Source organism: Novosphingobium sp. Chol11 (assembly GCF_900218065.1).
GTDB classification, from domain to species: Bacteria; Pseudomonadota; Alphaproteobacteria; order Sphingomonadales; family Sphingomonadaceae; genus Sphingobium; species Sphingobium agri.
Genome location: NZ_OBMU01000001.1, coordinates 1,198,394 through 1,222,716 on the forward strand (window position 1 = coordinate 1,198,394; position 24,323 = coordinate 1,222,716).

The window sequence follows — 24,323 nt, forward strand, 5'->3', positions numbered from 1 at the left end:
AATGTCACTGCCGATGCTGCTGGCCTTCCCCGCTGGCGCATCGGTGGATCGGTCGAGCGCGCTGCATGCCTATGCCCGCGGCCGACTGGCCGACAGTTATGGCGAGGCGAACGTAGCGGTCAGCAACTATCGGGACGCGCTGGCGGGAGACGCGAGCAGTTTGGCGGTGGCGCGGCGGTCCTACCTGCATGGCCTGATCAGCGGGGACATGGCGCTGGCGCTTCAGTCGGCAAGGTTGCTGGACAGCCGGGGGGTGCTGCCGCGTGACGGGACGCTTCTGTTCCTGGGCGACGCGCTTGTGCGCAGGGACTGGAAGACGGCGAGGCAAGTTGCGGACCGTGTAGCGGCAGAAGGGAATTTCGGCTTTCTTGCGCCGATAATCCGCAGCTGGATATCGATCGGGGAAGGTCGAGCGGTGCCGCCGGAGATTGATCCGGCAGATCGCTACGCGTCCCTGGGGCGGCGCTACATCGACGAGCATATCGCGCTTCAGGCGCTTGCGCGGGGAGATGCTGCCGCGGCTGGCCCAGCGATAAACCGCGCGTTGGCGTTGCGAACGGTAGAGCTAGGCGAGATGCGGCTGACCTTTGCGGCGCAACTGGCCAGCCGAAAGGCGAGAGCCGAGGCGTTGGCCCTGCTTCCTGAAGGGAAAGCCGACTATGTTCTGGCCCGGCAGGATATTGCGCATGGCCGGAGCGGAGGCGAAATCGGGCGAGCGCTGAGCCCCGCACAGGGCTTTGGCCGCCTTCTTGCCCGTTTGGCTTCGGACATTTCATCGGACGAAAGCACGCGGATGCTGGCGATCAGGCTCGCGCGCATCGGGAGCTTCGCTAATCCAGCTGGAGCGGATGGCAGGCTGGTGCTGGGGCAGTTGCTGACCGATGCAGGACATGGGCAGCAAGCTGTTTCGGAATTGAACAAGGTTGTGGAAAGCGGCTGGTTCGGGACCCTTAGGCAGACGGCTCTTGTCAATGCCTGGGCTGCATCGGATGACAGCAGCGCTGCGATATCGCTGGCGCGTGGATTGGCTCAAGCTCCGGGTGCCGACGTGGAACGTCTGGTGCGGCTTGGGCAGTTGCTGGCCCGCGAAAAGGATTTTGGCGGCGCGGCGGACGCGTTTCATTCTGCCGAAACACGCTATGCTGCGGATAATGTGCCTTGGGCATTGCTGCTGATGCGGGGGAGCGCCCTTGAGCAGGCGGGACGTTGGGAAGAAGCACGTGCGGTGCTGGAGCGGGCGGCGAAGATCGCACCGAATGAACCGGCTGTGCTGAATTACCTCGGCTATGCACAGGTCGAGCGGCGGCAAAATGTTCCAGCGGCGTTGGAGCTTCTCAAGAAAGCCAGTGCGCTCAAGCCGGACGACGCGTCGATAACAGATTCTCTGGGATGGGCGCATTTCGTGACAGGAAATGTGGAAGCCGCGGTGCCAGTGCTTGAGCGCGCTGCTGAAGGCGCCCCTGCCGACGTGACGATCAACGAGCATCTGGGTGATGCGCTCTGGGCCATCGGGCGGCGCTTCGAAGCGCGCTATGCCTGGAGGGCTGCGGCGGTGTTCGCTGAAGGAGACGTCGCGGCGCGGCTTGATGCGAAAACCAAATTGGGGATGAGGCCGGAATATGCCGCTCCTTGACGCTGCGACATTGACCGAAACCGCCTATGCCAAGGTGAACCTGGCCCTGCATGTGCGGGAACGGCGGACCGATGGCTATCATGCGCTGGAAAGTCTGTTCGTCTTCGCGACGGATGGCGATCGGCTGAGCGGGTGCCCGGACGTGGGCAACGAGATCAGCCTGACGCTGGATGGCCCTTTTGGAGCGGCCCTGGGCGCTGGTGCGGACAATCTCGTCGTGAATGCGGCGAAGAAGTTGCAGGGGCATCTTGGAGAGAAGCGGGGCGCGCGGTTGAAGCTGACGAAAAATCTGCCGGTTGCTTCAGGCATCGGTGGGGGATCGGCTGACGCGGCGGCGGCGCTGCGACTGCTCAATCGCTTGTGGGATGCTCAATTGCCCCGTGCCGAGCTGGAGCGGATCGGCCTGGAACTGGGTTCCGATGTGCCTGCCTGTGTCAGCAGTGTCACGCAGATGGTCAGGGGCCGGGGCGAGGTGCTTGAACCTTGCCACATCGACGGATTGAGTGGGATTCCGATGCTGCTCGTTAATCCCGGCGTCGGCGTATCGACGGCCAGTGTGTTTAGCCGGTGGGACAGGGTTGATAGAGGTCCTTTGACAGCGTCAACGCTGGAGGCCCTGATCGTGGATGCCCGCAACGATCTGGAAGAGGCAGCGATCGGGGCCGCGCCGGTCATTGCTGATGTGATTGCCCTTTTGCGGGAGCAGTCGGGGGTGCGCCTGGCCCGCATGTCGGGATCGGGCGCGACCTGCTTCGCCCTTTTCGATACTTGGGACAGCCGAGCAGCGGCGGCGCGCCATATATCGGCACAGCAACCGGGCTGGTGGTCATTGGAAACGGAGATCGGCGGGGCGTGAGCGAGGCTTTCACACAGATCGATGGCGGGCCGCTTGATGTGCTGATCATAGCGGATCATGCGTCCGCCCATGTGCCTGCCGACATCGACCTTGGCATCGATCCCGCCCTGCTCGGCAACCACATCGCAATAGACATCGGCGCGGCGGAGGTGAGCCGGATGCTGGCGGAGCAGTTGGGATGCACCGCGATATTGGGCGGTGTTTCCAGATTGGTGATCGACCTCAACCGCGAGGATGACGCACCCGGCCTGCTACCGGTCATGAGCGACGGTCATCCGATCCCCGGCAACCGGCATGCCGATCTTTCCGACCGGATGGTGCGTTTTCATCATCCCTATCATCATCAGATCGCCCGATTGCTCGACGGAATGACGTCGCCCTTCATTCTGTCGGTGCACAGTTTCACGCCGCAACTGGCGAGTGACCCGCAGGCAGAGCGGCCGTGGGACATCGGCGTGCTCTACAATGAAGATGATCGTGCCGCTCGCATCGCCATTCCCATGCTGGAGGAGGCAGGCCTGATGGTGGGCGACCAGTTGCCCTATTCGGGGCGGCTGCTGAACGCGACCATGAACCGCCACGCCGAAGCCAATGGCATCCCTTATCTCGGCATCGAAATGCGGCAGGATCTGGTGACAAGCGGGGAAGGGCAAAGCCGCTTCGCCAGCATAATCGGGCCCATCGTGCTACAATGCCGCATTAGCCTTGCGTGACTCGTCCCTTTTTGGAAAGGAGGCGCGCAAGAAGGGTAGGTTTTATGTCTCATACGTTCGACAAGTCGAAACTGCCGAGCCGCCATGTCTCGGTTGGTCCGGAGCGCGCTCCGCATCGTAGCTATTATTATGCGATGGGCCTGACCGAAGAAGAGATTGCCCGTCCTTTCGTAGGTATCGCCTCGGCTGGCAACGACAGCGCGCCGTGCAACACGACGCTCGACATGCAGGCGGATTTTTGCCGTCAGGGTGTAAATGAGGCAGGCGGCATGCCGCGCCGGTTCAACACCATCACCGTCACTGACGGCATTGCGATGGGCCATCAGGGCATGAAAAGCTCGCTGGCGAGCCGTGAAGTGATCGCGGATTCGGTCGAGCTTTCGGTGCGTGGCCACTGCTATGACGCGCTCGTCACTTTCGCTGGATGCGACAAGTCTTTGCCGGGCATGATGATGGCGATGCTGCGCCTGAACGTGCCGTCGATCTTCGTCTATGGCGGGTCGATCCTGCCTGGCCGGTTCGAAAATCGCGACGTCACGGTCGTGGATGTATTTGAGGTCGTCGGCAAATATGCGGCGGGCGCTTGTCCGCTCAAGGATGTGATCGCGCTCGAAAAGGTCGCCTGCCCCGGACATGGCGCATGCGGCGGTCAGTACACCGCGAACACGATGGCATGTGTGGGCGAGGCGATCGGGCTTTCGCTGCCGAACAGCAATATGGCGCCCGCCCCTTACAAGAGCCGTGAAGAGGTTGCTGTTGCCGCTGGCCGTCAGGTCATGGAACTGCTGGCGAAGAACATCCGTCCGCGTGATATCTGCACCCGCGAAGCCTTCGAGAATGCGGCGCGCATCGTCGCGGCGACTGGAGGATCGACCAACGGCGCGCTGCACTTGCCCGCCATGGCGAATGAATGCGGCATCGATTTCGACCTGTTCGACGTGGCGCAAATCTTCAAGTCGACGCCTTACATCGCTGACCTCAAGCCCGGCGGCAAATATGTCGCCAAGGATATGTATGAGGCAGGCGGTGTCTACATGCTGATGAAGACCCTGTTCGACAACGGGCTGCTGCATGGTGACTGCATGACTGTCACCGGCAAGACGATCGCCGAGAATATCGATGAAGTCAGTTGGAACCCGGACCAGAAGGTGATCTATGACGTCAAGTCGCCGATCACCCCAACGGGCGGTGTCGTGGGCCTGAAGGGCTCGCTGGCCCCCAATGGCGCGATCGTGAAGGTGGCGGGCATGCATCGCCTGCAGTTCGAAGGCCCGGCGCGCGTTTTCGATTGTGAGGAAGACGCCTTCGCTGCGGTCGAAGCGCGGGATATCGCCGAAGGTTCGGTCATCATCATCCGCTATGAAGGGCCAAAGGGTGGCCCCGGCATGCGCGAGATGCTGTCGACCACGGCCGCGCTCTACGGGCAGGGCATGGGCGAGAAGGTGGCGTTGATCACCGACGGCCGCTTCTCTGGCGCAACGCGTGGCTTCTGCATCGGGCATGTCGGGCCGGAGGCTGCGGAGGGTGGTCCGATCGCGCTGGTAGAGAATGGCGACATCATCGCCATCGACGCGGAAGCTGGCACGATTGACCTCAAGGTTTCCGAATCCGTCCTCGCCGAGAGGCAGAAGAACTGGACGCCGCGCCAGAATGATTATCAGTCAGGCGCTCTCTGGCGCTATGCGCAGAATGTGGGACCGGCTTACAAGGGGGCAGTGACGCACCCGGGAGCGAAGACCGAAACCCATGTCTATGCGGATATCTGAACAGATTGCCGGGGCGGGGCTTATGTGCCTCGCCCTGGCCGCGTGTGACCAGGGCGGAGACAAGGCTGCTCACCCATTTGAAGGCTCGTCAGCCGCCCGCCAGGCGGTTGCCGATTGCGCGATCGGAGCTGGCGCGAAATGGGAGCGATCCTGTTCGGTCGAGCAAGATGGGCGGGTTTTGACGATCCGTCATCCCGATGGCGGATTTCGACGGTTCCGGATGCTCGAAGACCAGCGGGGCCTCGCCTCAGCCGATGGCGCCGAACCGGCCAAGATGGCCATCGTTGGCGATGGCCAGATCGAAGTCAGCGCGGGGGCCGATCGTTACCGGTTACCTGCCACTATTTCCCGAACAGCAGCGCCTTGAGCGAGCTGCCGATCCTGACCGCCGCGCAGATGCGGGAAGCCGAACAGGCGGCGATCGCCAGCGGCGTAGCCGAATATGAGCTGATGGAGCGGGCTGGCGCGGCTGTTGCGGAGATAATCTGGCGTGCGGGGGGCAGGCGTGACCTTCTGTTACTGTGCGGTCCTGGCAATAATGGCGGTGACGGTTATGTGGTCGCTCGCTTGTTGCGGGCGCGCGGGGTGCCGGTGCGAGTGGCTGCCTTGGGGGAGTGTCGCACGGAGTCTGCCCGACGGGCGCGCTCGTCCTGGGGCGGTCCGGTAGAAACTCTGGAGGATGCAGCGCCCGCCACGCAGATTGTCGATGCCCTGTTCGGAACCGGCCTGTCGCGCGGGCTGGACAGCGCTGTTGCTAATAGATTGAGGTGCCTGACGGAGCAGGCGGCCTTCAGCTATGCGGTCGACCTGCCGAGCGGTGTTGATACCGATAGCGGAGCCTTGCTGTCGGCGGTCCCGCAATTTGGCGTCTGCATTGCTTTGGGCGCGCTGAAGCCTGCTCATGTTCTGCACCCTGCTGCCGGGAGCTTCAGGCGGCTGATCTGTGCCGACATTGGCGTCGCGGCGAGCGCACAGGTTCATCGTCTCGCGGCACCCTATCTGGAACCACCGGGGGTTGCTGACCATAAATATAGCCGGGGTCTGGTTGCGGTGGTTGGCGGCAGCATGGCAGGGGCGGGGCTGCTCGCGGCCGAGGCGGCTGCGCGATCGGGTGCGGGAATGGTTCGCCTTCTGGGGGCCGTCGATGAGCTTTCGGGATCGGATGCGATCGTTAGGGTGAAGGCGCTCCAAGCCGATCGCGTGGAGGCTGAATTAGGCGACAAGAGGCTGGCGGCGGTGTTGGCCGGGCCTGGCCTCGGGCGGGATCAGAAGGCCGTGGACCGCTTAAGCGCCGTGTTGCGATGTGGACGGCCGTTGGTGCTGGATGCCGACGCTCTGACATTGTTGGGAAAGGGGGAGGTCGGGGACATTCCGCCTTCATCGATCCTGACGCCGCATGAAGGTGAATTTGTTCGGTTGTTTGGCGATTTGCCGGGCAGCAAGATAGACCGGGCCCGTGAAGCAGCACGGCGAGCTGCTGCGGTGGTTGTCCTCAAGGGTTCGGATACCGTCATCGGCGCCCCGGATGGACGCGTCGCTGTCGCAACTGGCGCGTCCCCTTGGCTGTCGACGGCGGGGACCGGGGACGTGCTTGCAGGATTGGCGGCGGGGCGGCTGGCGGTCGTGGCCGACCCGTTTCGCGCGGCTTGCGAGGCGGTCTGGCTCCATGGAGAGGCGGCGCGGCGTGCGAGAGCCGCTTTTGTCGCCGATGATTTGATTGCGCAGCTGCCAGCGGCTATCGCCTCCCGCTTGTGACCGACATCGACAAAGATCTCATAATACGCATCGCCGCAAAGGGTGATGGCGTTACCGCCGATGGGCGGCATGTACCGCTGGCAGCGCCTGGAGACAGGGTCACGGCCGATGGCGGTTTAGTGGCGGGTCCCCATCATGCCGAAGCTCCATGCGTTCATTTCCCTGCCTGTGGCGGATGCGAGCTACAACATGTGGACGAGGAGAGCTTGGGCGCGTTCGTGACAGCGCGTGTCACAGGCGCTCTGGCCGGACAGGGGGTGACGCTCGCGCCTCAATCGCTGTTGCCGCCTCACCTGTCGCCGCCGAAGACCCGGCGTCGCGCATCATTGCGTGCGGCTCGAGACGGGCGGCGGATCACCATCGGTTTTGCAGAGTCGGGCAGCCACAAGCTCATCGATCTTGCGATGTGCGAGATACTCGATCCCCGCCTCTTCGCTCTGGTCGAGCCGCTACGGGCTTTGCTGCCGCTGGTTCTCGCTGACAAGCGCGCTGCACATGTCCGGATGTCCCTGATCGACCAAGGCGTCGACCTGCTGCTGGAGAATGTTGGCGTTTCCGGCCTCGCCGCGGACGAGGGTTTACGGGATTTCTCAGCGGCTCAAGGCCTTGCGCGATTGACGATCGATGAAGGTGATGGCCAGCAGACCCGCTGGGAGCCTGAGCCTGCGACCATGACATTCGGCGGCGTGCCGGTCGCCTTTCCTCCGTTCGCTTTTCTTCAAGCGACGCCGGATGGCGAAGCGGCGTTGTTGGAGATTGTGCGCGAGGCATTGCCGCCGGGAGGCGCGGTGGCCGACCTGTTTAGCGGGCTTGGCACATTCGCTCTCGGAGTGGGCAAGGAGCGTCCGGTTTATGCCGCGGAGGGTGCGCGTGACCTGGTGCTGTCGCTCAAGGTTGCGGCCAATCGCGCGCAGCGGCGAATGGTGGTTGACCATCGTGATTTGTTCAGGCGGCCGCTCGTGCCTGAAGAGTTGAACCGGTTTGCCGCGGTGATCATCGATCCGCCGCGCGCAGGTGCGCGGGAGCAGGTGATGCAGTTGGCGGCGTCGGTCGTGCCGGTGATCGCTTATGTTTCGTGCAATCCAGCGAGCTTCGCGCGGGATGCTGCGCATCTTGTGGCGAGCGGCTATATTCTGGACAAGGTGAAGCCGGTCGGCCAGTTTCGATGGTCGACCCATGTCGAACTGGCAGCTGTTTTCCGCCGCCCATAAAATGAACCCTCGCCGCATATTTGCGGCGAGGGAACAGGCACCCTCTCCAAAGGGGAGCTTGAGCCTTTTAGCCCAGCTTGATGACAGTTGCGCGACGGCGTGCCGGGACCGGATCGGCGTAGAGGCTCGCCATGGGCTCGTCCTCGACCTCGATGATCGTTTCCGACGTGAAGCCGTTGAAGCCGGTGCGCATGGCCGCACCATAGGCGCCCAGCATGCCGATTTCGATATAATCGCCGACCGCCACATCGTCGGGCAGCATGAAAGGACCGGCCATATGATCCATATCGTCACAGGTCGGGCCGTAGAAGGAGAAAGGCGCGTTTTCGGCTTCGCTTTCCTCTTCGCGCAGCAGGGCGACCGGGAAACGCCATCCGACATGCGCCGCATCGAACAGAGCGCCATAAGCGCCATCGTTGATGTACAGTTCCGTGCCGCGACGGCGCTCGACCCGCACGATGATGGAGCTATATTCCGCCGACAATGCGCGGCCGGGTTCGCACCATAGTTCCGCCGAATAGCTGATCGGCAGGCTTTCGAAACCGCGATAGATGGCGTCGAAATAGGCCTCCAGCGCTGGCGGTTCCATGCCCGGATAGACCGACGGGAAGCCGCCGCCCACATCGATGATATCGACCGTGACAGCCGCATCGACAATCGCCGCACGAACACGCTCAATAGCATCGCTATAGGCTTGCGGGCTCATGGCCTGGCTACCGACATGGAAGCAGATGCCAAGCGCGTCAGCCGCCTGGCGGGTGGCCATCAGCAGTTCGCGGGTTTCGCCGAGTTCTGCGCCAAACTTGGACGCAAGGCTCAGTTCCGAATGCTCGGAGGATACGCGCAGGCGAACGCAGAGCTCAAGGTCGGTGGCTTCATGGGTCGCGCGCAGAATCTTTTCCAGCTCGTCGATCGTGTCGAGCGAGAAGGTGCGCACGCCATGGACATGATATGCTTCCGCGATGGCTTCTTCGGCCTTCACGGGATGCATGAAGCACAGCTTCGCTTGCGGCAGCGTTTCCGCGACGAGGCGGACCTCCGCAATCGAGGCAACGTCATAATGCGTAATTCCGCTGTCCCACAAGGTCCGGAGCAGGTCCGGCGAGGGATTGGCCTTCACGGCATAGAGCGAGCGCCCCGGAAACTTCTCAGAGAAGAATCGGGCGGCGCGGGCCGCAGCCTGCGGGCGGATCAGCGTTACCGGTGCTGCCGGTTTGAGGGCGGTTGCTACCCCCAGCGCGCTATGGTGCTTGTGCAACTCAAGGGACCTCCAGTGTAGTCGTGGGCAAACAAGCTGCCTTGCGGTGGAAGTCCCATGGGGCAGCGGAAGGGCGATATATGCGGCAGGTGCCCCCCTGTAAAGCGCGCCCGTAAATTTTGTTGCGCGCCTCGCTACGAAATGTGCGTCAGGAGAGACGGGCCTTGAAGTCCTGGTATGAAAAACGCCGGATTTCCTGGAGTTCACCAGTCTGCGAGTTCCAAAGCCAGATGCCCGGAAGCGGTACGCCGTTGAAGGTGTTGGTTTTTACCATCGAGTAGTGCGCCTGGTCGAGGAAGGCGATCCGCCGACCCGGAGTCGCGCCGCCGGGGACTCGATAGTCTCCAATGATGTCACCCGCCAGGCAGGACGGACCACCGAGTCGCGTCACCGGCCCTTCGTCCCGCTCATGGAGCATGGCAGGGCGGTAGGGCGCCTCAATGACGTCCGGCATGTGGCATGTGGCCGAAATGTCCGTGATGGCGACGGGCATGCCGTTGTCGATGACGTCGAGGATTTCCCCGATGAGGATACCAGCGTCGAGGGCCATGGCCTCACCCGGTTCGATATACAGATCGAGCCCTGTCTGTGCCTTGATACGCTGCAGGAAGGCGATCAGGTCGTCGATCTGATAATCGGCGCGCGTGACATGATGTCCGCCGCCGAAGTTCAGCCATTTTAGACCACCGACATGCGGCATGACGCGCGATTCGATGGCCGCCCAGGTGCGTTCGAGCGGCAGGAAGTCCTGTTCGCAGAGATTGTGGACGTGGAGGCCGTCGACGCCATCCAGGTGCTCGGACCGGAGTTGGTCGATCGGGAAACCGAGGCGGCTGTGCGGCTGCGAAGGATCGTATTTGGGCACTTCTCCCTCGGCGTGGAGGGGGTTTATGCGCAATCCGATGTCGAAGTTCACACCGTTCATGCGCGCATTGTCGATGACCGGCCGGAGCCGCTCGATCTGCCCGGGGCTGTTGAAGATCACATGGTCGGAAATCTTGAGGATTTCGGCGAGATCTTCGGGCTTGTAGGCGGCGCAATAGGTGGCGACCTCCTTGCCGCCATCCTGGCCCGCATATTCCTCGCGCCCGAGACGGGCTTCGTAGATGCCCGACGCGCAGACGCCGTCGAGATATTCGGCCACGACCCCACCGAGCGACCACATGGAGAAGGCCTTTAGCGCCCCCAATACCTTGATCCCTGCGCGATCGCCGATGTCGCGCAGGATAGCGAGATTGCGGCGGATCGCTGCCTCATCCACCACGAAGGCGGGCGAGGGGACGCTGTAAAGGTCGAAATGGGCGAAGGCGGCCGGATCGCCGGCTTTGGTTTCCATCAACGATTCTCCGTCACCCCAGCGAACGCTGGGGTCTCAGGCGAGAGGGCACGGCGTAGAGGCACGAGATCCCAGCTTTCGCTGGGATGACGTTTCCTAACTTTAGAAATCCAGCGGCGCGTCCAGTTCCTTTACCTGCCAGGGCAGGCCGTGCTTGTTCAGCATGTCCATGAAGGGATCGGGATCGAACTGCTCGATGTTGAACACGCCCTCACCCTTCCACGCGCCAGTAAGCATGAGTGCCGCGCCGATCATCGCGGGGACGCCGGTGGTGTAGCTGACCGCCTGGTTGCCGGTTTCGGCATAGGCGTCCTCATGGTCGCAGACATTGTAGACATAGACGGTCTTCTGCGCCCCGTCCTTCTGTCCGGTTGCGATGTCGCCGATGTTGGTCTTGCCCTTCGTGGTCGAACCCAGGCTCGACGGTTCGGGGAGTACGGCCTTCAGGAACTGGAGCGGGATGATTTCCTGGCCGTTGTAGATGACCGGGTCGATCCGCGTCATGCCGACATTCTGGAGCACTTCGAGATGCTTGAGATAGGCGTCACCGAAAGTCATCCAGAAGCGGATGCGCTTGATTTCCGGGTAGTGCTTCGCGAGGCTTTCCAGTTCCTCATGATACATGAGGTACATGTTCTTCTCGCCGACCTGGTCGAAGTCGAACACCTGCTTGTGCTTCAGGGCAGGGCCTTCCACCCACTTGCCGCCTTCCCAGTGGCGGGAGGGCGCGGTCACTTCGCGGATGTTGATTTCCGGATTGAAGTTGGTCGCGAAATGCTGGCCATGGTCGCCGCCGTTGCAGTCGAGAATATCGAGCGTGTCGATGCGGTCGAGCAGATGCTTCTTGATGTAGGACGCAAAGACGCTGGTGACGCCGGGGTCGAAGCCCGAGCCGAGCAGGGCCATGATGCCCGCTTCCTTGAAGCGTTCCTGATAGGCCCATTGCCAGCTATATTCGAATTTCGCGGTGTCGCGCGGTTCGTAGTTGGCCGTGTCGAGATAGTCGGTTTTGGTCGCGAGGCACGCGTCCATGATCGCGAGGTCCTGATAAGGCAACGCGAGGTTCACGACGAGCTTTGGTTGGACCTTTTCGATGAGGGCGATGGTCTCTTCGACATTATCGGCGTCGACCTGCGCTACGTCGATGGTGACGCCGGTGCGGGCCTTCACTGATTCGGCGACCTTTTCGCAGCTGATGATGCGGCGGCTGGCGAGCGTGATATGGCTGAAAATGTCACTGTTCATCGCCATCTTGTGAACCGCGACAGACCCGACGCCGCCCGCGCCAATGACCAGAACCTTGCTCAATTCAAATGCTCCATGAGTGAAGCGCGCCCGACGCGCGAAAGCGCCCATATAGGGAGTGTGCGTGACAGCGCAAAGTCAGTCTGTCACCAGCGTCCAAGGAGCTAGAAACTTGCCCCGTCAACCTTGTTGATCTTGAGCGTGTCCAGATCGACCTCCGGCACGCAGCGCAGGTTGACGGCCCGGATCGCTCCGTCAGGGGATTCCCCTTCCGCGAAGGATTGCGTGCCGCAGATATTGCAGAAGCGGTGGGTGATCTGGTGCTTGTAGAATTTGTAGTCGGTCAGATTGTCCGCGCCGCTGCTCAGGGTGAACTGGCCGGCGGGCACGAAGGTGAGGAGGAAGCCTTTCCGGCAGCAATGGGAACAGTTGCAGGACATGGCTTCGGTAGGCGCATCGGCGGCCACGGTGAAGGTGACTGCGCCGCAGTGGCAGCTTCCAGCATAGGGCATCGATCGTCCTTTCAATCTGGCTGTAAGGGATGACGCAGCCGCTTTTGCAGAGTTGCTGCGCCATCATCTTGTCAGGCGCGGTTTTTCCGCGCCTCCGCCCTGCGTGCGAAGATATTCAGCAGTTCGACCAACGTCGAAAACGCCATGGCCGCATAGATATACCCCTTGGGCACATGAACGCCAAACCCGTCCGCGATGAGGACCGCGCCGATCATCAGCAGGAAGCCCAAGGCCAACATGACGACAGTGGGGTTGCGGGCAATGAAGTTGGCAAGGGGATCGGCCGCGAGGACCATCGCCGTCACGGCAACGAGGACAGCGATAACCATCACCGCGAGATTATCGGTCATGCCCACGGCGGTAAGGATCGAGTCGAGCGAAAAGATCATGTCGAGGAGAATGATCTGGACGATCGCGCTGCCGAAACTCAGCGTCGCCGCGCCCTTTTGCTTTTCGAGAATGTCGTCGGAATGGACGGGATCGACCGTGTGGTGAATTTCCTTCGTCGCCTTCCAGATCAGGAAGAGGCCCCCGGCGATAAGGATGAGATCGCGCCAGGAAAATACCGTCTCGAATGTCGGGACACCATGCTGATCCAAGGGACCACTGATCCCCAAGTCAAATACAGGCTTGGTAAGCCCGACGATCCACGCGATCATCGACAGCAGCACGAGCCGCATGCCGAGCGCAAGGCCGATGCCGATCCGCCGCGCCTTGGGACGCTGCGCCTCCGGCAATTTGTTCGTCAGTATCGAGATGAAGACAAGATTGTCGATGCCGAGCACAACCTCCATCACCACCAGAGCCACCAGCGCGGCAAGGGCCGTTGGATCGGTGAAGGCGCTTATCAGGCTATCCATTGGGTTCCTCTCGTTCAGTCGGGCAGCCGCTACGTCGCGATTGCCCAGTGTGTCAGTCTGGACTGCATGCCGTAAAAGATTTCGTCAAGAAAAGCTGGCGGGCCATCAGCTTACGAGCTTGCGCAATCCCTCGACCGTATCCGCTTCCGCAGCGGGTTTGTCCCGCCTGATCCGGGCGATCCTCGGGAAGCGCATGGCTAGCCCGGACTTGTGCCGCTTGCTGTCGTGGATGCTGTCGAAGGCGACTTCCAGGACCAGCGACTTCTCCACCTCCCGCACCGGGCCGAAGCGGTTGAGGGTGTTGTTGCGCACGAAGCGGTCCAGCCACTTCAGTTCCTCATCGGTGAAGCCGCTATAGGCTTTGCCGACGGGCAGCAGTTCGCCATCCTCCGTCCAGCAACCGAAGGTGTAGTCGGAATAGAAGGACGAGCGTTTGCCGTGGCCGCGCTGGGCATACATCATGACGCAATCGGCGGTCAGCGGATCGCGTTTCCATTTGTACCAGAGGGCGGCCTTGCGCCCGGCGACATAGGGGCTGTCGCGGCGTTTCAGCATGACGCCTTCGATCGCGGCGTCTCGGGCGCCCGCGCGGATTTCGGCCAGGGCTTCGAAGTCTGATGCCTCTATCAGAGCGGATATGTCGAAACGATCCTGGTCGAGGCTGGGAAGCAGGGCTTCAAGGCGGGGGCGGCGATCAGCCCATGGCAGGGCGCGCAGGTCTTCGTCGGCGTGAAGGAGTATGTCGTACAGGCGAACGAAGGCGGGATAGTCGGCCATCATCTTGGCCGTCACCGCCTTGCGGCCGAGACGTTGCTGGAGGGCGTTGAAGCTGGCCGCCTCGCCTCCCTGGAACTCGCCCTTGACGAGGAGTTCGCCGTCGAGGACCGCGTGGGCGGCGAAGGCTTGGGCAATCTCCGGGAAGCTGCCGGTGATGTCATCCCCGGCGCGGCTATAGAGGCGCGTTTCCTTGCCGGTGCCGACGATCTGGATGCGGATGCCGTCCCATTTCCATTCGGCGGCATAGTCAGCGAGGTCGACGCTATCCGCTTCAAGCGGATGAGCCAGCATGAAGGGGCGGAAGAAGGGCGTGCCTGCTGGATCGGGGCGGTCAGATCTGCCCTCGGCCCAATCGAACAGAGCGGTATAGGGTGGCGTGAGGGCATGCCAGCATTCCTCCACATCATCGACGTCGAGGTCAAAGGCCTGGGCGAAGCCGGTCTTGGCGAGGCGGGCGGAGATGCCGACGCGCAGCCCCCCGGTTGCAAGCTTGAGCAGGGCGAAGCGGCCCGATGCGTCGAGATGATCCATCATCTGGGCCAGCACGGTCGGCGCGGCGGCGCGGCTGACGCTGTGCAGGCGGTCGATGATGGCGGAGAGGGTGAGGGAGCCGTCGTCTATCTCGGCGGGCTGGTCCTCGCTCTTGGGCCAGAGAAGCGCGACGGTTTCGGCGAGGTCGCCGACATAGTCGCGGCTCATTTCGTAGAGGACCGGATCGGTGCGGGCGCGGATCATCTCTCCGATGGCGGAGGCCTTGACGGCCTTTATGTCGAGATTGCCGGTGAGGGCGGCCAGCGCCCAGCCGCGGTCCGGGTCTGGCGCTTCGCGCATGTAACGAGCGATGAGGTCCAGCTTGCCATTGCGGGATCGGGTGTAGACCAGGCCGTCGAGGAGTTGGGAGAATTGTCTCATAGAGCCAAACCTCTCACCCGTTCGCCCTGCGCTTGTCGAAGGGCTCCTCTTTCTTGAAGAAAGTGAAGGGCAGGCCGAACGGCGAGAGAGAAAGGTCGTCTATCATCATCCCTCATCCTCGTCCTCGCGGCCGACGAGCTCGAGGGCTCTCGCGCGCATCTGGTGGATCATGCACCAGTGAAGCAGGGCCTCCTCGCGGCCGTGGGTGATCCAGGTTTCGGTGGGTGCGACCTCGCGGATGGTATCGGTCAGTTCGTCCCAGTCGGCATGGTCGGATATGACGAGCGGCAGTTCGACATTCTTCTGCCGGGCACGTTGGCGGACGCGCATCCAACCTGACGCCATGGCGGTGATCGGGTCGGGCAGGCGGCGGCTCCAGCGGTCGTTGAGGGCGGAAGGTGGCGAAACGATGAGATGGCCGCGCATCTCTTTCGCGGGCACGCCGGTAGCAGGACGGAGTTCGCCAAGGTCTATGCCGAAATCCTGATAGAGCGCGCACATGCGCTCCATCGCGCCAGGGATGTAGATGGGATCATGATGCCCGCGTGCCCGAACCTCGCAGATCAGGCGCTGTGCCTTGCCCAGCGCATAGGCGCCGACGAGAACGCAGCGATCGGGGTGCGCGTGAAGCGCGGCGAGCAGGCGGTCGATTTCGCTGCCTGTGTCAGGGTGGCGGAAGACGGGAAGGCCGAACGTCGCTTCGGTGACGAAGATGTCGCAGGGGACGGGCTCGAACGGCTTGCAGGTCGGGTCTGGGCGGCGCTTGTAGTCGCCGGTCACGACCACGCGCTCGCCTGCATGTTCTAGCAGGATTTGCGCCGAACCCAGAACATGGCCCGCCGGAATGTAGGAAATGTCCACGCCGCCCATGCGGACCTGCTCGCCATAGCCGACGGGCGTGCCGCTGGCGGTGCCGTAGCGAAGCGCCATGATGGCGAGTGTCTCTTCGGTAGCCCAGACATGGCCATGGCCGCCGCGCGCATGATCGGCATGGCCATGGGTGACGAGCGCGCGCTCTGCGGGTTGGGATGGATCGATCCAGGCGTCGGCAGGGCGGACGTAGATTCCGGTGGGGTGGGGTTCGATCCAATGGGGCATATCCATCCAAGAAGATGGGAAATGCCCCTATTGTTCCGCAAGAGGTCCGGTCAGGCGGCCTTCTTGAGCTCCAGTTCCAGCCGGTCCCAGATTTCGACCAGTGCCTGAACCAGTTCCTGCATCATCTCCACCGTATGGGCCGGACCCGGCGTGAAGCGCAGGCGCTCGGTGCCGCGTGGCACGGTGGGATAGTTGATGGGCTGCACATAGGCGCCATATTCGGCGAGCAGAATGTCGCTGATCCGCTTGGCCTTTACAGGGTCACCGACCATCAGCGGGACGATGTGCGTGACGGACGGCATGACCGGCAGTCCGGATTCCCTCATCAGTCGCTTCAGGGTGGCGGCGGCGGCCTGCTGGCCTTCGCGCTCTTCGCTGGATTGCTTGAGGTGGCGGACGCTGGCAAGGACGCCAGCGACGAGTACCGGCGAGAGCGAGGTCGTGAAAATGAAACCCGGCGCGTAGCTGCGGATCACGTCGATGATCATCTGATCAGCCGCGATATAGCCGCCCATGACGCCGAACGCCTTGCCCAGCGTGCCTTCGATGATAGTCAGACGGTGCGCGACATCATCACGCTCGGAAATGCCGCCGCCATGTGCGCCATACATGCCGACCGCATGCACTTCGTCGAGATAGGTGAGCGCATTGAACTCGTCCGCCAGATCGCAGATCTCGGCGATGGGGGCCACGTCGCCGTCCATCGAATAGACGCTTTCGAAGGCGATCAGCTTGGGTGCGTCGGGATCTTCGGCGGCGAGCAGTTCGCGCAGATGATCGACGTCATTGTGACGGAAGACGCGCTTTTCGCAGCCCGAATTGCGGATGCCCGCGATCATGGATGCGTGGTTCAGTTCGTCGGAGAAAACGATGCAGCCGGGCAGCAGCTTGGCGAGCGTGGAGAGCGCCGCTTCGTTCGACACATAGCCGGACGTGAAGAGCAAGGCGCCTTCCTTGCCATGCAGGCTGGCGAGTTCAGCTTCCAGATCGACATGATAATGGGTGTTGCCGCCGATGTTGCGGGTGCCGCCGGAGCCTGCGCCGACATCGTGCAGTGCTTCTTCCATCGCCGCGACGACCTTTGGGTGCTGGCCCATGGCGAGATAGTCGTTGGAGCACCAGACGGTGATGGGCTTCGGACCATTATGGCCGTGGAAGCAGCGGGCGTTAGGGAAGGCACCCTTGTTCCGCAGGATATCGATGAACACGCGGTAACGGCCTTCGCTGTGAAGCCGGTCGATCGCCTGCGCGAAGATATGCTTGTAGTTCACGTAACGCCCTAGTCCCTTGGTGGCCCGCATTCCCCTCTTGCGGGCCGTTTACCCGCTGCGCCGCTCCATTACCAGCGATAACCGTTCGCAGCGGTTGGGAGAAATACCTATCACAATGATAGAGGAATTTGCGAGTGGACCAAAGGTCCCACCCTTCACAAAGCTTCCATTTGTGTGAGGCCGAAATCGGCGAGCGCGGGCGCGAGTGCTGCGACGCTGTTGTCGAGCCGGGTGAAGACGGCTTTCCCGGAGGGGCGGGAGGCGGGCCATTCCTGCCCTTGAGTCAGGTAAGCAATGCGGCGGGCGATGCCGTCGCCGCCATGGACGAAGGCGAGGGGGCGGGGCGCCGCGGCGGCAAGCTCTGCTTCCACCAGAGGAAAATGGGTGCAGGCGAGGACGACCGTGTCCATGTGGTCGCCGCCGGGCTGACCGAGCAAGCCCGCGAGCGCATCCCGCGCTATCGCCGGGTCCAGCGGTTCGCCACGCAGCTTGGCTTCCGCGAGCTGGACCAGAGCGGCGGAACCGTGGCGCAAAACGGTGCAATCCGCGCCGAACTCGGCGGTAAGGCGATCGACATAGGGCTGGCGTACGGTGGCATCGGTGCCGAGGACGCCGAAGACGCGGCTTTTGGAAAGAAGCGCGGCGGGCTTGATCGCCGGAACCGTGCCGACGACGGGAATGTCGAGCGCGGCGCGGACGGCGGACAGCGCGATGGTCGAGGCGGTGTTGCAGGCGATCACGGCCAGGCGCGGGCGGAAACGTTCGACCAGGCGGCCGAGCAGTGCAGGCACGCGAGCGGCGATTTCCGCCTCGCTCTTCGTACCATAGGGGAAGCCTGCGCTGTCGGCTGCGTAGACGATAGGCGCGTTGGGCAGTGCGGCACGCGCTGGCGCGAGGATGGAGAGCCCGCCGACGCCGGAATCGAAGAAAAGCAGTGGGGCTGATGGTGCGACCTTCATTATGGCGCACATGTCGCGGGAGAGGGCGGAGCTGTCAATATTTCGGAGCGATTGGGATGCCAGCGGGTGAGGGTGCCTCGGAGTATCCGGGTTGGGCGCTTGCTCCTGAGATGCCAGCGTTCGCTGGCATGACGGAAGATAAATCATGACGGGAAGCAAGGCTGATCACTTCAGCGCATATGCAAAGCTTGCCCCCGGCAGCGGCAACGCTATGGTCGCGCCGCAATCATTTCGGCGAGATCATGAACCCTCCCTGGCTACTTCCCGCATTCGTCCTGCTGATTTCCTATCTGCTGGGCTCTATCCCCTTTGGACTGTTGCTGACACGCGTCACGGGAGCCGGGGATTTGCGGCAGATCGGGTCGGGCAATATCGGCGCGACCAACGTGCTGCGAACCGGGCGCAAGGGGCTGGCGGCGGCTACATTGCTGCTCGACCTGTTGAAAGGCGCGACGGCTGTGCTGATCGGCGCGGCATTGATCGACAATGGCGGGCCGATGGCGGGGGCGATGGCCTTTATCGGGCATTGCTATCCGCTATGGCTGCGTTTTGCCGGCGGCAAGGGCGTGGCGACGATGATGGGCGTGGTGACGGCGCTGCACTGGCCTGCGGGGATCGTCTTTGCGGTCGTGTGGCTGGGTGCGCTGTTCGGTACGCGATGGTCGTCCGTCGGCGGAATGGCAGCGGGGATCAGCGCGCCCATTGCGATGTGGTTCATGGATCGGATCGATCTGGTCCCTGTCACGCTGGCGATGACGCTGATCCTGCTGTGGCGGCATCGGGCGAACATCGCCCGGCTGGCGAAAGGCACCGAGCCCAAGATCGGGGCGGCGAAGGGGTGAGCGAGCAGGAGCGGTTCGATCGCCTGCGCCTGATCCGTTCGCCCCGCATAGGGCCGGTGACGTTCCGGCAGTTGATGGCTCGCTTCGGCAAAGCGAGCGAGGCTCTGCGCGCTGTCCCTGAACTGGCTGCGCGGGGCGGCGGCAAGGCGGCTGTGGCGGACGCAGGCGCCGTCGAGAAGGAGATCGCCCGCAGCCGGGCGCTTGGCGCGCGCTACCTACTGATGGGGGATCAGGATTATCCATTTCTGCTGGAACAGATGGATGGCTCCCCGCCCGCGCTGATCGTGCGGGGCGACGTCGGACTGACGGGGCGGCAATGCGTGGCGATGGTGGGCGCGCGCAACGCTTCTGCCGCCGCTTGCCGTTTTGCGCGGACGCTGTCGCAGGGACTGGGGCAGCAAGGCGCGGTGGTCGTGTCCGGCCTTGCGCGGGGTATCGATACGGCGGCGCATCAGGGATCGGTGGCGACGGGCACGATCGCGGTGATTGCGTGCGGCATCGATGTCGTCTTTCCGCCCGAAAACGCCGAGTTGCAGGAGCAGGTGGCGAGCGTCGGGCTGTTGGTGACGGAGCATCCTCCCGGCACGCAGCCGCTTGCCCGGCATTTTCCCGCGCGCAATCGCATCATCGCCGGGCTGTCGGCTGGGACGGTGGTGGTCGAGGCCGCGCCGAAGTCAGGTTCGCTCATCACCGCGCGGCTGGCTGTCGAAGCGGGGCGCGAGGTCATGGCGGTGCCGGGGTCGCCCGCTGATCCTCGGGCGCAAGGATGCAACCAGTTGATCCGCGAGGGCGCGACTTTAGTGCAAAATGGCGCGGACGTGATCGAGGCGATCGGCGGGATCGACCCGCGCATGGTGCGGCAGGGGCGGCTCGACTTCAGCGCCGCGCCCGTGTCGTCCGACGTGGCGGGGCAGGAGCGGGAGGTGGTGCTGGGGCTGCTCGGCCATGCGCCGGTGCCGGTGGATGAGGTGATCCGCCTGTCCGCCCTTAGCCCCGCGATCGTTCAGACCGTGCTGCTGGAGCTGGAACTCGCGGGCCGGCTGGAGCGGCATGCGGGGGGCAAGGTCAGCCTGTCGTGACACTCTTGACGCAGGGCCTCAGCGCCTTCCAGACTCGCGCGTGTACGTGAGAGCACTTTAAAACCGGGGCATGAATGCAGCTTGTCATCGTTGAATCGCCAGCCAAGGCGAAGACCATCGAGAAATATCTGGGCGGCGATTTCCACGTCCTCGCCAGCTATGGCCATATCCGAGACTTGCCGCCCAAGGATGGGTCGGTGGACCCCGACAATGGCTTTGCCATGCAATGGGAAAATTATGGGGACAAGGGCAAGCAGCTCAAAGCCATCGCCGATGAGGCGAAGAAGGCCGATCGATTGATCCTGGCGACTGACCCTGATCGCGAGGGTGAGGCGATCAGTTGGCATGTGCAGGAAGTTTTACGGGCGAAGAAGGCGCTGCCGCAGAAGGTGGATCGCGTGACCTTCAACGCGATCACCAAGCAGGCGGTGACCGAAGCGATGGCGCAGCCGCGTGCTTTGGACGAGGATCTGATCGACGCCTATCGGGCGCGGCGGGCGCTGGATTATCTGGTGGGCTTCACCTTGTCGCCTGTGCTGTGGCGCAAGCTGCCGGGCGCGAAGTCGGCCGGGCGCGTTCAGTCCGTCGCCTTGCGCCTCGTCGTTGATCGCGAGCGCGAGATCGAAAGCTTTGTGCCCCAGGAATATTGGTCAGTCGCGGCCGAGATGGAGCAGGGCGGGCAGGGCTTCACTGCCCGGCTGGTGCGCTGGAAGGGTGAGAAGATCGACCGGCTGACGATCGGCAAGGAAGGCGACGCCATGGCCGCGAAGGCGGATGTGGAGGCTGGGCGCTTTACCGTCGAAAAGGTTGAGACCAAGCCGGTTTCGCGCAACCCTCCGCCGCCGTTCACCACCTCGACGTTGCAGCAGGAGGCGGCGCGCAAGCTGGGCTTCTCCGCCAGCCATACGATGCGGGTCGCGCAGCAGCTCTATGAGGACGGCGCGATCACTTACATGCGTACCGATGGCGTGCAGATGGACGGCAGCGCCATCTCCGCTGCGCGCAAGGCGATCGCGGAGCGCTATGATGGCGGATATCTGCCGGAAAAGCCGCGCCAATATCAGACCAAAGCCAAGAATGCGCAGGAAGCGCACGAGGCGATTCGTCCTACCGAATTTTCGCGGGACAAGGTCGGGTCGGGCGATCATGCGCGGCTCTACGACCTGATCTTCAAGCGGGCGCTGGCGAGCCAGATGGCTTCGGCGCGGCTGGAGCGGACGGTTATCGATCTGGTCGACGGCACGGGGCAGCATGCGTTGCGGGCGACGGGCCAGGTGGTGATCTTCCCCGGTTTCCTCGCGCTGTATGAAGAAGGGCGGGATGACGCCGAGGATGACGACAGCAAGCTGCTGCCGCGCCTTGTGACCGGTGATGCGCCTGCCAAAAGACAAGTGACGGCGGAGCAGCATTTCACCCAGCCGCCGCCGCGTTATTCGGAAGCATCGCTGGTCAAGAAGCTGGAAGAACTGGGCATTGGGCGCCCTTCCACCTATGCCTCGACGCTTCAGGTGCTGAAGGACCGCGACTATGTGCGGGTGGAGAAGAACCGCTTCTTCGCCGAGGAGAGCGGGCGTTTGGTGACGGCGTTCCTGGAGCGCTTCTTCGAACGCTATGTGAGCTATGACTTCACGGCGGGTCTGGAAGACGAGCTGGACGAGATTTCCGGCGGGCGCGCCCAATGGCAGGCGGTGCTGGAAGCCTTCTGGCGTGACTTCAAGCCCAAGACGGCGGAAGTCATGGAGCAGAAGCCGTCGGACATCACCGCCGAGCTGGACAAATTCCTGGAGCCGATGCTGTTCCCGCCCAAGGCGGACGGCAGCAATCCCCGTGCCTGCCCGATGTGCGGTGACGGGCAACTGGCGTTGCGTGGTGGACGCTTCGGGGCGTTCATCGCCTGCTCCAACTATCCGGAGTGCAAATATACGCGCAAGTTCGGACAGCCGGGCGCCAGCGACGGTGGCGAGGACAAGGGGCCGGAGGTGCTGGGGCAGCATCCCGAAACCGGGCAGGATATCGTCCGCAAGTCCGGCCGCTTTGGTCCTTATATGGAGATGGGCGAGGGCAAGGAGGCCAAGCGCGGGTCAATTCCCAAGGATCTTCCGGACGGCGAACTGACGCTCGACTGGGCGGTTAAGCTGTTGAGCCTGCCGCGCGAGGTTGGCCTGCATCCCGAAACGGGGAAGCCGATCGTGGCGAATATCGGGCGCTTTGGGCCTTATCTGCTGCACGACGGCAAATATGGACGCTTGTCGTCCACCGCCGAGATATTCGAGGTGGGGATGAACAGCGCAGTTGCGAAGCTCGCTGACGCGGTGAACAAGGGACCGCGCGGTGGAGCGTCTCGCGAGCCGCTCAAGCTGCTCGGCAAGCATCCGCGCACGGAGGCCGAGATCAAGCTGATGGCGGGACGTTACGGGCCTTATGTCACCGATGGCACGACCAATGCGACTTTGCCCAAGACGATCGAGCAGGACGCATTGACGCTGGAAGAGGCGGCACAGTTGATCGACGCGCGGGCGGCTGCGGCTCCTGCGAAGAAGGGGAAGAAGAAGGCGCCCAAGAAGGCAGCGGCAAAGAAGGATGGTGCGGCCAAGAAGCCAGCGGCGAAGAAAGCGCCTGCCAAGAAGAAGGCGGCAGCCTCGGAGTGAAGTCCGTTGCCGTTCGTCCTGAGCCCTTCGGCAGGCCAGGGCGAACGGAGGCGAGGACTAGGAGAGCATCAACCCGGCCGTCACCGCTGCTGCGGACATCAGGATCGCTGCCGCGAGCCACTTTGCGGCGGTGATCAGCGTTCCGTCCGTCAGTCCATTGGCGGCGGCGCCTTCCGCTTCCAGCTTCCGCGTCAGGGCGCGGAGCATGCGGGGGGCGTCGTCAGCGATCCGCGACAGTTCGAGCAGCAGCGGGACCAGCTTTTCGGGCGACTGGCTGGCTGTCAGGCGATGAGCAATAAGGCGGGCGCGGGAGCGTTGCAGCGCCTGCGACAAGTCGAAGCCCGGCTCAATCGTGCCCAGCACCCCATCCATGGTGATCAGCGCCTTGAAAATGAGCGCGAGGTCGGGTGGCAGGACCAACCCTTCCTTGCGGATCAGCGGAAAGAAGTCGGCGACCATGCGGCCCAGCACCAGCGGGCCGGAGCCATGGCGGGCGATCAACTGCTCCGACGCCATGAGAACGCGCTCGCGTGAGGGACGGTCGCCCTGATGCCAGCCGATGAGCGTGTCCGCCATCGTCTGCGCGTCGTTGGAACGCAGGGAAAGGATGAAGGCCAGAAATTCCTGCTGCCGCCGCGCGCTGACATGGCCGATAAGGCCAAGGTCCAGCAGGGCAAGGCGATCGCCCGGCAGGCAGAGAAGATTGCCGGGATGGGGGTCGCCGTGAAAGCGGCCATTCACCAGCACCATTTCAAGAACGAGGTCGGCGCCGAGATCGGCTATGGCGGCTGGATTGATCCCGGCGGCGCGAAGCGCCTCTGCATTGCGGGGCGCTATGCCTTCGACATAATCCATGACCAGCACAGTCTCGCTGCTGAGCGGCCAATGGATTTCGGGGATGACGACGCGCGGCTGCTCTGCAAGGTCTGCGCGCAGACGGTCGGCATTGCGGCCTTCGCTGGTGAAATCCAGTTCTTCCAAGACCGTGTCCAGCAATTGCTGGACCAGCGCGCGGGGTTGGAACCGGCGCGCTTCCCTGTTGCTCGCCTCAACGATCCCCGCGAGATGGGAGATGAGGCGGAGATCGGCTTCCATCGACTTGCGTATGCCCGGACGGCGGATTTTGACGACGACCTCGCGGCCATTGTGCAGGGCAGCGCGATGCACCTGCGCCATGGAGGCGGCGGCGAGGGGGGCCTCATCGAACCGGGCGAAGGCCGTCTCCACCGGCTCGCCCAATGCCTCTTCCAACAGGGGACGCAGCGTGGAGAAATCGAGGGTAGGCGCTGCGCTATGCAGCTTTTCAAATTCGGATATCCAATCCTCCGGCAGGAGGTCGGCGCGGGTGGCGAGAATCTGGCCGAGTTTCACATAGGTGGGGCCGAGCGCTTCCAGCGCCTGCCGCGTGCGGCTGGGCAGGTCGGGTGGAGAGGCTCCGTCCCTATCCTTGGCAAGACCCATTCTGGCGAGGAGCAGGTCAAGGCCGAAACGGGTGGCGACGGCAGTGATTTCAGCCAGCCGCTCACGGTCGCGGGCGGCAACGACGATGGTCTTGAGCATGGCGCGTCAACGAAGCGCCACGCCGATTGTTT

Annotated in this window: 20 protein-coding genes; 10 read left to right on the forward strand and 10 right to left on the reverse strand. The window is 63.2% G+C overall.

Translation table 11 applies throughout. From position 1 onward, the window contains the following. Position 1 precedes the first annotated feature (1 nt). The 7 genes from NCHOL11_RS05975 to NCHOL11_RS06005 are packed head-to-tail and all read left to right on the forward strand — an operon-like array spanning position 2 to position 7,934. Entirely contained in the window at positions 2-1,633 is a 1,632-nt protein-coding gene (locus tag NCHOL11_RS05975; protein ID WP_255254732.1) for a tetratricopeptide repeat protein, read from the forward strand. Next, positions 1,620-2,489: a 4-(cytidine 5'-diphospho)-2-C-methyl-D-erythritol kinase gene (locus tag NCHOL11_RS05980; RefSeq protein WP_097091498.1), complete on the forward strand. Its 870-nt coding sequence runs from the start codon at positions 1,620-1,622 to the stop codon at positions 2,487-2,489. Before NCHOL11_RS05975 ends, NCHOL11_RS05980 begins: the two co-directional genes overlap by 14 nt. Beyond that, positions 2,486-3,202 (forward strand): N-formylglutamate amidohydrolase, encoded by a 717-nt coding sequence (locus tag NCHOL11_RS05985; protein ID WP_097091499.1) that lies wholly within the window; start codon positions 2,486-2,488, stop codon positions 3,200-3,202. Before NCHOL11_RS05980 ends, NCHOL11_RS05985 begins: the two co-directional genes overlap by 4 nt. A gap of 44 nt (positions 3,203-3,246) precedes the next feature. Continuing rightward, positions 3,247-4,968: a dihydroxy-acid dehydratase gene (gene ilvD, locus NCHOL11_RS05990; RefSeq protein WP_097091500.1), complete on the forward strand. Its 1,722-nt coding sequence runs from the start codon at positions 3,247-3,249 to the stop codon at positions 4,966-4,968. Then, positions 4,949-5,335, forward strand: a complete 387-nt coding sequence (locus NCHOL11_RS05995; protein ID WP_097091501.1) for a hypothetical protein — start codon at positions 4,949-4,951, stop codon at positions 5,333-5,335. Before ilvD ends, NCHOL11_RS05995 begins: the two co-directional genes overlap by 20 nt. 29 nt (positions 5,336-5,364) lie before the next feature. Beyond that, positions 5,365-6,723 (forward strand): NAD(P)H-hydrate dehydratase, encoded by a 1,359-nt coding sequence (locus NCHOL11_RS06000; protein WP_097092764.1) that lies wholly within the window; start codon positions 5,365-5,367, stop codon positions 6,721-6,723. Further along, a complete protein-coding gene (locus NCHOL11_RS06005; protein WP_097091502.1) occupies positions 6,720-7,934 on the forward strand; it encodes a class I SAM-dependent RNA methyltransferase in 1,215 nt (404 codons plus the stop codon). The genes NCHOL11_RS06000 and NCHOL11_RS06005 overlap by 4 nt, the downstream gene beginning before the upstream one ends. A 67-nt stretch (positions 7,935-8,001) precedes the next feature. Here NCHOL11_RS06005 and NCHOL11_RS06010 read toward each other — a convergent pair whose 3' ends face one another. From NCHOL11_RS06010 to murI, 9 genes are all read right to left on the reverse strand, one after another. Beyond that, positions 8,002-9,192, reverse strand: coding sequence for a type III PLP-dependent enzyme (locus NCHOL11_RS06010; protein ID WP_097091503.1), 1,191 nt, complete (start codon positions 9,190-9,192; stop codon positions 8,002-8,004). 148 nt (positions 9,193-9,340) lie between these two features. Further along, the gene (locus tag NCHOL11_RS06015) at positions 9,341-10,528 is read right to left on the reverse strand and encodes a carboxynorspermidine decarboxylase (RefSeq protein ID WP_097091504.1); all 1,188 of its coding nucleotides are present in this window, start codon (positions 10,526-10,528) and stop codon (positions 9,341-9,343) included. Between the two features lie 102 nt (positions 10,529-10,630). Continuing rightward, complete coding sequence (locus tag NCHOL11_RS06020; protein WP_097092765.1) at positions 10,631-11,836, reverse strand: saccharopine dehydrogenase family protein; 1,206 nt, start codon at positions 11,834-11,836, stop codon at positions 10,631-10,633. 101 nt (positions 11,837-11,937) lie between these two features. Then, positions 11,938-12,285, reverse strand: coding sequence for a GFA family protein (locus tag NCHOL11_RS06025; protein ID WP_097091505.1), 348 nt, complete (start codon positions 12,283-12,285; stop codon positions 11,938-11,940). A 71-nt stretch (positions 12,286-12,356) separates the two neighbouring features. Then, entirely contained in the window at positions 12,357-13,145 is a 789-nt protein-coding gene (locus NCHOL11_RS06030; protein ID WP_097091506.1) for a TerC family protein, read from the reverse strand. 105 nt (positions 13,146-13,250) lie between these two features. Next, positions 13,251-14,834 carry a cisplatin damage response ATP-dependent DNA ligase gene (locus tag NCHOL11_RS06035; protein WP_097091507.1) on the reverse strand — a complete coding sequence of 528 codons (1,584 nt, stop codon included), beginning with the start codon at positions 14,832-14,834 and terminating at the stop codon, positions 13,251-13,253. Positions 14,835-14,939: 105 nt separating this feature from the next. Beyond that, the gene (locus NCHOL11_RS06040) at positions 14,940-15,932 is read right to left on the reverse strand and encodes a ligase-associated DNA damage response exonuclease (RefSeq protein WP_097092766.1); all 993 of its coding nucleotides are present in this window, start codon (positions 15,930-15,932) and stop codon (positions 14,940-14,942) included. 50 nt (positions 15,933-15,982) lie between these two features. Then, a complete protein-coding gene (hemA, locus tag NCHOL11_RS06045; protein WP_097092767.1) occupies positions 15,983-17,203 on the reverse strand; it encodes a 5-aminolevulinate synthase in 1,221 nt (406 codons plus the stop codon). Positions 17,204-17,358: 155 nt separating this feature from the next. Then, positions 17,359-18,162 (reverse strand): glutamate racemase, encoded by an 804-nt coding sequence (murI, locus tag NCHOL11_RS06050; protein WP_097091508.1) that lies wholly within the window; start codon positions 18,160-18,162, stop codon positions 17,359-17,361. A gap of 242 nt (positions 18,163-18,404) precedes the next feature. On the opposite strand from murI, the gene plsY reads away from it, so the two are divergent. The 3 genes from plsY to topA all read left to right on the forward strand — a co-directional run bounded on the left by plsY (position 18,405) and on the right by topA (position 22,731). Beyond that, positions 18,405-19,004, forward strand: coding sequence for a glycerol-3-phosphate 1-O-acyltransferase PlsY (plsY, locus tag NCHOL11_RS06055; RefSeq protein WP_097092768.1), 600 nt, complete (start codon positions 18,405-18,407; stop codon positions 19,002-19,004). After that, positions 19,001-20,083: a DNA-processing protein DprA gene (gene dprA, locus NCHOL11_RS06060; RefSeq protein WP_097091509.1), complete on the forward strand. Its 1,083-nt coding sequence runs from the start codon at positions 19,001-19,003 to the stop codon at positions 20,081-20,083. Before plsY ends, dprA begins: the two co-directional genes overlap by 4 nt. A gap of 74 nt (positions 20,084-20,157) precedes the next feature. After that, on the forward strand, positions 20,158-22,731 hold the full coding sequence (gene topA / locus NCHOL11_RS06065; RefSeq protein WP_097091510.1) for a type I DNA topoisomerase: 2,574 nt from the start codon (positions 20,158-20,160) through the stop codon (positions 22,729-22,731). A 57-nt stretch (positions 22,732-22,788) separates the two neighbouring features. Here topA and NCHOL11_RS06070 read toward each other — a convergent pair whose 3' ends face one another. Continuing rightward, positions 22,789-24,291, reverse strand: coding sequence for an ABC1 kinase family protein (locus NCHOL11_RS06070; protein WP_097091511.1), 1,503 nt, complete (start codon positions 24,289-24,291; stop codon positions 22,789-22,791). Positions 24,292-24,323: the final 32 nt, after the last annotated feature.